This is a genomic window from Halomonas sp. 3F2F (genome assembly GCF_014897805.1).
In the GTDB taxonomy this organism is placed as follows: domain Bacteria; phylum Pseudomonadota; class Gammaproteobacteria; order Pseudomonadales; family Halomonadaceae; genus Vreelandella.
Genome location: NZ_JABUZE010000071.1, coordinates 22,012 through 32,750, shown reverse-complemented (window position 1 = coordinate 32,750; position 10,739 = coordinate 22,012). Strand labels below are relative to the sequence as shown.

The 10,739-nt window shown below is 50.9% G+C and carries 11 protein-coding genes and 1 pseudogene; 4 read left to right on the top strand and 8 right to left on the bottom strand.

Features of this window, described 5'->3' with window-relative positions; translation table 11 throughout:
- The 3 genes and pseudogenes from INT21_RS20355 to INT21_RS08585 all read left to right on the top strand — a co-directional run.
- Positions 1–186 (top strand): hypothetical protein (locus INT21_RS20355; RefSeq protein ID WP_226930613.1); only part of this gene is annotated, 186 nt, incomplete at its 5' end.
- A 290-nt stretch (positions 187–476) separates the two neighbouring features.
- Positions 477–2,012 (top strand): annotated as a pseudogene (locus tag INT21_RS08590) (class I SAM-dependent methyltransferase).
- A 128-nt stretch (positions 2,013–2,140) separates the two neighbouring features.
- On the top strand, positions 2,141–3,484 hold the full coding sequence (locus tag INT21_RS08585) for a deoxyguanosinetriphosphate triphosphohydrolase (protein ID WP_193060210.1): 1,344 nt from the start codon (positions 2,141–2,143) through the stop codon (positions 3,482–3,484).
- A 4-nt stretch (positions 3,485–3,488) separates the two neighbouring features.
- On the opposite strand, the gene INT21_RS08580 is transcribed toward INT21_RS08585, so the two are convergent.
- Genes INT21_RS08580 through INT21_RS08570 form a run of 3 tightly spaced genes read right to left on the bottom strand, consistent with a single transcriptional unit; the run spans position 3,489 to position 5,531 of the window.
- Entirely contained in the window at positions 3,489–4,397 is a 909-nt protein-coding gene (locus INT21_RS08580) for a nuclease-related domain-containing protein (RefSeq protein WP_089037272.1), read from the bottom strand.
- 58 nt (positions 4,398–4,455) lie between these two features.
- Entirely contained in the window at positions 4,456–4,830 is a 375-nt protein-coding gene (locus INT21_RS08575) for a translation initiation factor Sui1 (RefSeq protein WP_125744723.1), read from the bottom strand.
- Between the two features lie 2 nt (positions 4,831–4,832).
- Positions 4,833–5,531, bottom strand: a complete 699-nt coding sequence (locus tag INT21_RS08570) for an HAD family hydrolase (RefSeq protein ID WP_193060209.1) — start codon at positions 5,529–5,531, stop codon at positions 4,833–4,835.
- A gap of 248 nt (positions 5,532–5,779) precedes the next feature.
- Here INT21_RS08570 and INT21_RS08565 point away from each other — a divergent pair, with 248 nt between their 5' ends.
- Positions 5,780–6,103 (top strand): hypothetical protein, encoded by a 324-nt coding sequence (locus INT21_RS08565; protein ID WP_193060208.1) that lies wholly within the window; start codon positions 5,780–5,782, stop codon positions 6,101–6,103.
- Between the two features lie 95 nt (positions 6,104–6,198).
- On the opposite strand, the gene fba is transcribed toward INT21_RS08565, so the two are convergent.
- The 5 genes from fba to INT21_RS08540 form a co-directional block, all read right to left on the bottom strand.
- A complete protein-coding gene (gene fba, locus INT21_RS08560; protein WP_038480053.1) occupies positions 6,199–7,263 on the bottom strand; it encodes a class II fructose-bisphosphate aldolase in 1,065 nt (354 codons plus the stop codon).
- A 64-nt stretch (positions 7,264–7,327) separates the two neighbouring features.
- Positions 7,328–8,497 (bottom strand): phosphoglycerate kinase, encoded by a 1,170-nt coding sequence (locus tag INT21_RS08555; RefSeq protein WP_193060206.1) that lies wholly within the window; start codon positions 8,495–8,497, stop codon positions 7,328–7,330.
- A gap of 48 nt (positions 8,498–8,545) precedes the next feature.
- Positions 8,546–9,589, bottom strand: a complete 1,044-nt coding sequence (locus tag INT21_RS08550; protein WP_193060205.1) for a type I glyceraldehyde-3-phosphate dehydrogenase — start codon at positions 9,587–9,589, stop codon at positions 8,546–8,548.
- Positions 9,590–9,649: 60 nt separating this feature from the next.
- On the bottom strand, positions 9,650–10,369 hold the full coding sequence (locus INT21_RS08545) for an LrgB family protein (protein ID WP_193060204.1): 720 nt from the start codon (positions 10,367–10,369) through the stop codon (positions 9,650–9,652).
- Positions 10,359–10,712, bottom strand: a complete 354-nt coding sequence (locus INT21_RS08540; RefSeq protein ID WP_089037279.1) for a CidA/LrgA family protein — start codon at positions 10,710–10,712, stop codon at positions 10,359–10,361. Before INT21_RS08540 ends, INT21_RS08545 begins: the two co-directional genes overlap by 11 nt.
- Positions 10,713–10,739: the final 27 nt, after the last annotated feature.

Here is a 10,739-nt window from a genome sequence, read left to right as displayed (position 1 = left end):
TCCCGAGTGGGGTTATCGGGAATCCACCTTGACCTTGGCCTGCAACAGCCCGAAACCTCAGGCCAACATGGATTCCCGCTAAGGGCCTGCGGGAATGACGAGGCGGCGCGGAGGGCTGGGTGGCGTCATCGCCAGGTACTTATTAAACAAAGAATCCAGCCCATTGGCTGGATTTTTTGTGTGTGAAAGAAAGTCACTTAGCTGGCAGCAAAAAAAATTTACGAATTTATTCAATTATATAGTTAGTGATTGCGTAACAATCCTTCAAACTTCCCATCATCTCTCCAGTAGACCCAGTGGATCAAATACTTCACTATCAAGATTCTAACAACAGTGTTTGTGCCAGGGTTTATGTCATCGAGTGTGTGTCAGAGCTAGCAGAGCGATATGCGTATTTCTATCTGTTTCTCAGACTCTGGTGATAAGTGGCTTCGCTTAACAATTGAATAATACGCCATTGCTTGGGAGCAGGTGTTATGTTGGATTGGACGTCTGGATACATAGCGGATATTAATTATACTTATGGGTATTATACTGAACTTAATCCTTTGCGAATTGCGCTAGGATTTATCAACGCCGGTATTCGGCCGCCAAACGTTATTAATGCCTGTGAACTGGGGTTTGGTCAGGGCATTAGCACCAACATTCATGCGGCTGCTTCACAAATCAATTGGTACGGGACAGATTTTAATCCCCATCAAGCAGCCTTTGCGCAGGAGTTATCATCTATTAGCGGTGCTAATGCAAAGCTACATGATGATGCATTTGATGAATTTTGCCAGCGTGATGACCTACCTGAATTCGACTATATCGGCCTTCACGGCATATGGAGCTGGATTTCGGATGAAAACCGCGCAGTGATTGTCGATTTTATTCGCCGTAAGCTGAAGGTGGGAGGTGTGCTGTACATTAGCTACAACACACAACCAGGATGGGCAGCCATGGTGCCTATGCGTGACCTATTAGCCGAGCACGCGGACCTTATGAGTGCTCAGGGGGCGGGCACCATTTCGAGAATTGAAGACGCGATCACGTTTGCCGAGCAGCTGGTGGCCGTGAACCCAGAGTACTGTAATGCTAACCCCCAGATTAAGAATCGCTTAGCGAAAATTAAACAAGATAATAAAAATTACATAGCTCATGAATACTTTAACCGCGATTGGGAGCCGATGGCATTTGCTAAAATGGCACGCTGGCTAGAACCCGCCAAGATGGATTGGGCTTGCAGTGCGCGATATGTAGATGCCATTGAAAGTATTTAGTTAACCAATGAGCAACAGGCCTTAATTAATAACATTCCTAACCCGCTATTTCGCCAGTCGGTGCGTGATTTTTGTGAGAACCGTCAGTTTCGTACCGATTATTGGGTAAAAGGGGCGCGCCGCTTAAGTGGGCTTGATAAAGATGAAATGCTAGATGGTCTTCGCGTGATTATGGGAGTGCCACGTAAAGATGTGCAGCTAAAAATCGCAGGGCGACTGGGTAATTTTGACTTGCCTAGCAATATTTATACGCCGCTGCTAGATGCGCTTTCATCCTATCAACCGGTATTTGTATCCGAACTTTGGCAGGTTGCAAAAGAGCATGGAGTGGGGCGTCCTGCATTGAACAGTGCAATTGCCATACTGGCATCAAAGGGTATTATTTTGCCTGCCCAGTCCGACGATGATATTTCTAAAGTAGCGTCCAAGACTGGTCGACTAAATCGTTTTTTAATGAGCCAGTCAAGAAGCACGACTGAGTTGAGTTATCTCGCAAGCCCGGTGACGGGAGGTGGTGTCGCTGTATCGCTGTTCCATCAGTTTTTCCTGCTTGCCACGTTAGAGGGCGGCGAGGACGCTAAAACGTTAGCTAGTTTTGCATGGCGTATTTTGGCGTCTCAAAACAAATGCCTGCTTAAAGAGGGCAAGCCAGTTTCAGATGAAAATGAGAATTTGGCTGAGCTTGAGCGTCAGGCTGGTGATTTTCTAGACGCGCGGTTGCCCCTCTACCGAGCGTTAAAAATTATCTGATCAATGGGGCGTGCCACTGCCATATAACATGTGTGTAGCGACGTTTGCCGCTGCACGCATGTCTTGAGGTTGAAGGCGGTTATCTTGCTTGGATTTATGTCAAAATGTTGCTCTCACGGAGGAACGCTATGACACAGATGCAATGGGACCAGTTATTATCCCCTCAACGCCTTCACGATAAACGCCCTGGCGGTGTGCGTGAAGCAACCCATGAAATCGGGCGAAGTCCTTTTCATAAAGATCATGATCGTATCGTTTTCTCGGGCTCCTTCCGGCGTTTGGGTCGGAAAACGCAAGTGCATCCACTGACTGAAAATGATCATATCCATACGCGCTTGACCCATTCACTGGAAGTCGGCTGCGTTGGTCGCTCGCTAGGTATGATTGTGGGCGAGTTACTAAGGGACCGCCTGCCTGGCTGGATCACACCCGCTGACTTAGGGGTGATCGTTCAGACAGCGTGCTTAGGGCATGATATTGGCAACCCCCCTTTTGGTCATGCCGGTGAATATGCAATTCGTGATTGGTTTCGGCGTGCTCAACAAAGTGGCTTGCTAGATGGCTTGTCTGATGCAGAGCGTGATGACTTACTGACCTACGAAGGCAATGCCCAAGGCTTCCGTGTTATTACCCAAATTGAGTACAACCAGTTTAATGGTGGCATGCGGTTATCTGCCGCTACGTTAGGTACTCTGCTTAAATACCCCTGGACAGTACGCTACAGCGGGCGTGCTGGTAAATTCGGTTGTTACCAGTCTGAACAGGCGCTGTTAAAAGAAGTGGCTGAGGCTGTCGGGCTTCTTGCCCAAGGAGATCAGCGTTGGTGTCGTCACCCGCTTGCCTGGCTTGTCGAAGCGGCTGATGATATCTGCTACGCCCTGCTTGATTTAGAAGATGGCTTAGAGATGGGGATTCTTCGCTATGAGGAAGTGGTCGAGATACTGCGTCAGATCGCGGGCGAATTCCCTCCAGAATACGCTGAGATGGAGAGGCGGAAAGTATCTCAGCGGCGTCGAATTGCGTTACTGCGCGGTGCCGCTATGGAACGCGCGGTGAATGATGTGGGGGCGGTTTTTGTGCAGCATGAGCAAGCGTTGCTCAGCGGAACGTTAGGTCAGGATTTATTGGAGCTGTGTCATCCTGACCTGGGGTGGGGCGTTCAAGCGGCAAAGCAGTTAGCTCGTGAGCGCATTTTTCAAAATGAGCGCAAAGCCAAACTTGAAATTGGTGCCTATACAACGCTAGGGATTTTATTAGAAGCATTTATTGGTGCTGCTAATGAACTACATCACACAGGGCATAGCTCATTCAAGCACCAGCGCGTGCTGGCGTTGATTGGTGAAAACACGCCATTGCCGTCCTGGACGCTCTACGATAGCTATCGGCGCATGCTGGATTTTATTGGTGGCATGACCGATCACTATGCTGTTGATCTTGCGCAAGAAATGGGAGGGCGCTTGCGCGGTAATTAACCTTCTATACGGAGGGTTGACGCAGGTGCTTGAGCTCCATAAGGCGTGCACGTTCAATGAGTAGATGAATCACTTTATCGTGAATGGCATCGCTCATCTGGCCAGGGGTGAGCTCGGTTAGTTGACGCGACAGCTGCTCACCGCTAACGACTAATATATCGGGGGCAGCTTCGCTAGTATCAACGTCCCAACCCGGCAAAACCAATACACCTTGTACCGGCACAGGAACACCACAACGACGCTCAAGCCATTGCGTCAGCCAGCTAACACCCTGACGTGTTTTGTGCAGAGGGCGGCGTTCTTGCCAGTGAGGAAAACGTAGCCGCTCACGTTCAACGGCTACGCTATTTAGCTCCTTACCATTGCTACCAATCGCTAATGCTCGTGCACGTGTTTCTACCACGAAAACGCCATGTGGTGTGACAACGACATGGTCAATAGTAAAGCTATCGGTGGGGACGTCGTGAAACACATAATAAGGGTGGGCTTCTGGCCTCACCATGCGTTCAAGTTCTTGGCCAACGGCTAATTCACAAGCTAAACCGAGTTTAAGACGGCGAATGCGCTGGTAATCGCGCACAAGTAACAGTGAAAAAGCCAGTACTAACAGCGTGCTAAGTAAGCCATATAATGCCCACTCCAACCAGTCTTGCTTCTCCACAAACAGCATACGGCCCATGCCATACACCAGCGGGGCAAGGCTAATAATGGGACCGAGCGCACCATTTAAAAACAGGCTAGAAAAAGCTTGGTCAAGGCGGTGCCGCAGAGCTTGACCGGGTTCACGCAAGGGAGCATTAAAGGGAGACTGAACGCGTGCATCGTGAAGGCTACGCAGCGCCAAGACAATGCCACCCATGGCCGCCATGGGAAACAGAAAAATGAGTGGTAGCAGGTATTCTAACCAATTCATTGCAGTGCCTTGCCCTTTAGTGCTTTGCCTCAAGACAGAGCGCTATCACAGAAGTGTGTCAACCACCTGCTAATTTAACTTGGTAGCCTAACGATGTTAATGCTTGCTGTAACGTTTCCCGGTGATCGCCCTGAATTTCGATAATGCCATCTTTTACAGCACCACCGGTGCCACAGCGTTTCTTCAGTGTCTTAGCAAGCGTTTTCAACTCCGCATTGGAAAGCGGTATGCCGCTAATCGTGGTGACTCCTTTTCCCTTGCGACCACTGGTTTCACGTCGGATTCGTACAATTCCGTCTAAATTAGCAATGCGCGCTTGCTCGCTGGTATCTGCGCAGCGGCATTGGTCGATAGACTCGCGACAGCTTGGGCAAGTCTTGCCTTGTTCTGTTGAATACACAAGGCCGCCGAGCTGATCACGTAATGAAGCCATACTTATTTCTCTATTGAATGTTGAGGCACTGGTATCTGCCACTTTTCATGAGTAAGGCGCTCGACGACGACAGGAAGCTGATACATGTTACTGATCATAATAGCGCCTTCAGGTGTCGTTTCAGCGTCTGGGTAACGATTCAAGTGAATGACGGTCATGCCAGCTTGTAGTGCTGCCCTTACGCCAACGAGTGCGTCGTCGATGGCAATACAGTCACTTGCTGAAAAACCCATGATACTAGCTGCATGAAGGTGAAGACAGGGTTCTGGTTTCCAGCAGTTAGCCGTATAACCGCTGAACAAACGCTTCCCAAAGTAGCTGGCGAGGCCGGTTGCTTGTAAAGCAGTATGAATTTTGCTTTCTGGGCCATTAGATACAACCGCACTCGGGTAATTACTCAATACTTCAAGTGATTCATGGACGCCAGGAATTGCCTTCAGCTCGCTTGATAAACGATTAGCTAAGTTGGTTCGCATCGCCTGCTCCATGCTAGCTAATTGAGCTTCATCGACACTACCGTAACGCTGCTGTAACTCTGCCACAATTCGTCGAAAACGGGCACCTCGAAACTCGCCGAGATAATCGGTGGATTTAAAGGGTAAGCCTACCGAATTTAGACCGATAGCCATTTCTTCCGCTAGAAGTGGCTCGCTATCAACGAGGGTGCCATCACAGTCAAACAGCAAAAGTGGAAGCGGCATTGTCATTCCTTGCAACGTCTTTCGCGCTGCCCGTGTTAGTTTAAGCCGACCATACTGCTATTGAACGGGATTTTTAGCTCTTTGTGAACACTGTTTGATAATTTTTTACAGGTTTATATCTAGGGGCCCAAGGAAAGGGCTGAGTGATAGCCTCATTGCAGGGGCAGGAAGGGCTTTTTAAAGCAACAGCACTGATGGGTAGCCATGTTTAGACTAAGCTTTGATAACCACAAAAAAGGAGAGCTTCGATGCGATTTACACCTTGGGTGTTTTCAATTGCTTTCTGTACATCCCTACTGATGGCAGGGCAAGCGCAAGCCGAAACGTCAGATTCAGATAATACGCAGCACGACGCATTAGACGATGCGGCATTAGAGGAGAAGTACGGTATCAAGGCAGGAGCAGTTCAGCGAGATGAGCCCACTTCCAACGACGCTGAGGAAACCAGCGGCGATGAAAGTAACCATGCTGATAATGCAGAAGATACACAGGGAGGCACGGGAGGTACTGGTAGTGCCGAGGATGCAACCGAAAGCGGCGAGGGTGAGCAGAGCAACAACGATAATGAGTAGTGCTTTTAGCGTGTTAAGCGTCGCGAATTAGCGCTGCGCTGCAATAAAATAAGGCGACCAATCGGCCGCCTTAAGGGGAATGCGTGAAGAGAACGTTACTTCACTTTCGGTGCCAGCTCGCCGCGCTCGTAACGCTGGAACATTACTTCTAAGTTGACGGGTTTAATTTTGCTCGCATTACCAGCAGTGCCGAAAGCTTCATAGCGTGCAATACACAGGTCACGCATGGCGGTCACGGTTTCTTTAAGGAATTTACGCGGGTCGAACTCGGAAGGGTTCTGGGCCATAAAGCGGCGGACTGCACCCGTAGAAGCAAGACGTAAATCGGTGTCGATGTTGACTTTACGAACACCGTGTTTAATGCCTTCGATGATCTCTTCGACCGGTACACCATACGTTTCCGGAATTTGACCACCATACTGGTTAATCACTTCCAGCCACTCTTGTGGCACGGATGATGAACCGTGCATTACCAGATGCGTGTCGGGAATGCGCGCATGGATCTCTTTAATGCGTTGGATCGACAGGGTGTCGCCAGTGGGTGGCTTGGTAAATTTATAAGCCCCGTGGCTGGTACCAATGGCGATAGCCAGCGCATCCACGTGGGTTGCTTTGACAAACTCAGCGGCTTCTTCAGGGTCGGTGAGCATCTGTTCCATGTCCAGCTTGCCCTCGGCACCAATGCCGTCTTCTTCGCCAGCCATGCCCGTCTCTAAGCTGCCTAGGCAGCCTAGCTCGCCTTCAACGGAGACACCACAAGCATGCGCCATTTCTACGGCACGGCGAGTGACATCGACGTTGTAGTCATAGTCCATCGGTGTTTTACCGTCTTCACCCAAAGAGCCGTCCATCATTACTGAGGAGAAGCCGAGTTGAATGGAGCGCTGGCAAACAGCAGGGCTAGTACCGTGGTCCTGATGCATCACGACTGGAATATGCGGGAACTCTTCAACTGCTGCCAAGATCAGGTGGCGCAGGAAGGGGGCACCAGCATATTTCCGCGCGCCAGCAGAGGCTTGCACGATAACCGGCGAGTCAGTGGCGTCAGCAGCTTCCATGATGGCGCGCATCTGCTCAAGGTTATTAACGTTGAATGCTGGAATGCCGTAGCCATATTCGGCTGCGTGGTCGAGCATTTGGCGCATGCTGATCAAAGCCATGGGATCACCTTAGTTGGGTTGTATGTATGTACAAAGGCAGTGAGCGTGCCATTTGTTTAAAGATTTAACCGCGCTGAGCGGCAGCCTCGAGTGCGGCGACGGCAGGCAACTGCTTGCCTTCAACGTACTCAAGAAATGCGCCACCGCCAGTAGAGATATAGGAAACGCGGTCAGCAATGGCATATTTATCAATCGCTGCTAACGTATCACCGCCCCCAGCAATTGAGAAAGCGCTACTGTCGGCAATCGCCTGAGAAAGCACTTCGGTTCCTTTACCAAACTGATCAATTTCAAATACACCGACAGGGCCATTCCACAAAATAGTGCCTGCATTTTTCAGTAAGCTGGCTAAGTAGCTAGCGGTGTCGGGACCGATATCCAGAATCATTTCGTTATCGGCGACCTGATCAACTGGCTTGATGACAGCTTCTGCGGAATCAGAAAACTCAGTGGCAACGACGACATCCGTCGGTAACGGAATGGCTACTTTTTCCATGAGTGCTTTTGCCTGGCCGATCAAATCTGCCTCAAAGAGCGATTTGCCAACATTATAGCCTGCCGCAGCGATAAACGTGTTGGCGATACCACCACCAACAATCAGTTGGTCGCATTTGTCTGAAAGGGCGGTGAGTACGTCTAACTTGGTGGATACTTTAGAGCCGCCTACAATGGCTGTCATGGGGCGCGCCGGGTTTGCCAACGCTTTTTCAAGCGCATCAAGCTCTTGGGCAAGCAGCGGTCCTGCGCACGCCTGTGGCGCAAAGCGCGCCACGCCGTGAGTAGAGGCCTGCGCACGATGAGCCGTACCGAAGGCATCCATTACAAAAACGTCGCATAACGCTGCGTATTGCTTGGAAAGCTGTTCGTCGTCCTTTTTCTCACCGTTGTTAAAGCGCACGTTCTCTAGCAGCACAACATCGCCGTTAGCCAATGTTGGCGCTGTCTCGAGATAATCGCTGATCAGCGTAACGGGGCGGCTAAGCAACTCGCCTAAGCGCTCAGCGACGGGTGCGAGTGAAAATTCTTCAGCAGGCTCACCTTCAGTAGGACGGCCTAAGTGACTCATTAGCATCACTTTTGCACCTGCTTGAGCTGCTGCCTGAATGGTTGGCAGCGCCGCGCGAAGACGAGCGTCACTGGAAACACGTCCATGCTTGATCGGTACGTTAAGGTCTTCACGAATCAGCACGCGCTGCCCTTCCAGGGGCAGGTCGGTCATTTTTTGCACGTTCATGTGAGCGGTTTCCTCGTGTTCAAGCAGATGAAAAGACATGATGCAGGCCTAGCGAGCGTTGCTTTTGGAAAGCGATGCCAGCCGCTGGGTGATATCCAGCATACGATTGGCAAAGCCCCATTCATTATCAAACCAACACAGCAGCTTAATTAAGCGTGTCCCCGCGACCCGTGTTTGCGTGGCGTCTAGGATGCCAGAGCGTGGATCATGATTAAAATCTATCGATGCCATGGGGGCTTCGGTATAGCCTAATACGCCAGCTAAGCGCTGCTGACTGGCGGATCGTAGTAAGTCGTTAACGTGCTCGGCGCTCGTATCACGACGCACAGTCAATGCGGCATCCATCGCAGAGACATTAATGGTGGGTACGCGCACGTGCAGGCATTCAAAACGACCGGACAGACTTGGCATCAGGCGACTGATCCCGACGGCCAACCCCGTGTCTACGGGGACAATTGACTGCATGGCCGAGCGTGTCAGGCGCAGATCCGTTTGATGATAAGCATCAATGACGGGCTGGTCGTTCATGGCCGAGTGAATAGTGGTGGTAACGCCGTGTTCAAGCCCTAGTGCTTCGTCCAGTACGGTGAGTAACGGGACAAGGCAGTTGGTGGTGCATGAGGCTGCTGAGAGAATGCGGTGGGAGAGTGTGAGCTCATGTTCGTTGATGCCCCACACAATCGTCGTATCCACATCGCTTTCGGCGGGTTGAGAAAACAGCAGTCGCTTAGCGCCAGCGGCTAAATGCTGCTCCGCTGTCGCACGATCCTTGAAACTACCAGAGCATTCCAGAACTAAATCAATATCTAGTGCTGCCCAGGGCAGAGCCTGCGGGTCACGCTCGCAAAGAACGTGTATGCGCTGGCCATTGATAAGCAGGCATTCACCGTCATTGTCTACTTCGCCAGGGAAACGACCATGGGTCGTATCGTAGCGAGTAAGGTAGGTAATCGTCGCAAGATCAGATAGCTCATTGATGGCGACCACTTCAATTTCTGGGTGGTTGCGCTCAACCAACGCTCTTAACACGCATTGGCCAATGCGTCCGTAACCATTAATGGCAATTCGATATGTCGAGTTTGCATTAGCCATGTCGCGAAGCGGCTCTCAAAAAATTGCTCAATGATAGCGTATTTCAACTGAGTTTGTTTTTCAGCTGACCGTGCCGATCAGCCGCCAGGCGAGTGGCAGCAACAGGGCGGTAAAAATACCGGTTAAACTCATGCCTAACGAGGCAAACGCGCCAGCCGTTGGGCTCAGTTCAAAGGCTCGCACAGTGCCAATGGCATGGCCATTGAGACCCAGTGCGAAACCAATAATGCGTTCATCGTTAATTTTTAGCAGCCGGGCAACGACACTCACGAAGGGAATGGTAACCACTCCTGTCACTAACAGCGCCCCCATTAGTAACGCTACGTTGCCGCCGAGCTGTTCAGTAATGCCGATGGCGATTGGCGCGGTGACTGATTTAGCGGCGAGTGACGCCAAAATAGTGGGACTAGCCCCCATTAGCCAAGCAATGCCGATTGCGTAGCAGGCCGCTAGTGCGGCGGCGATCGGTAAACAAAGTGTCAGCGGTTGCCACAGTTCACGAATGCGTGGCAACTGTTGATAGAGTGGCATGCCTAAGGCAACAGTCGCCGGCCCTAACAAAATGGTGAGCCATGAGGCCCCTTGTTGGTAAATCGAATAAGGCAGCCCTATCGCGACAAGTGCCGCTGCTAATAGCAACGCAGCGATTAGAATAGCGGGTAGCCAAGAAGGGTTGCGCAAGCGCTTAAAAATCAGGTTGCCGAGCAAATAGGCTGCAAGGGTAAGTCCTACAGCAAACAGCGGTGTGGCTGTTAGAGTGGACAACATATCAGTGGGCATCTGATCGCCCAATTAGCCGTTGTAATAACCATAACGTGGTAATCACGCTTAATAACGTCCCTAGCAATAGCGCAATAAGTATGGCGAACCACTGACCCGCGAGTTCATCCAGAATAAAGAACACGCCAACGACGCCTGGCATAATCAACATGGCCAGCAGCGCGATTAACGGTTGTGCTGCGGCCGCTAAACTTGAAGGCACGCGCCCTAAGACACCAAGGGTGGCACATAGCAACAGCATGCCCACCACCCCTGAAGAAAAAGGCAAACCGGAGAAGTGGATGACCACTTCCCCAATTAACCAATAGCTAATTAGCCAAAGCAGACCATTTAGCGCGGGCATGGCAGAACCCGCGCTAGATCAGCCTGC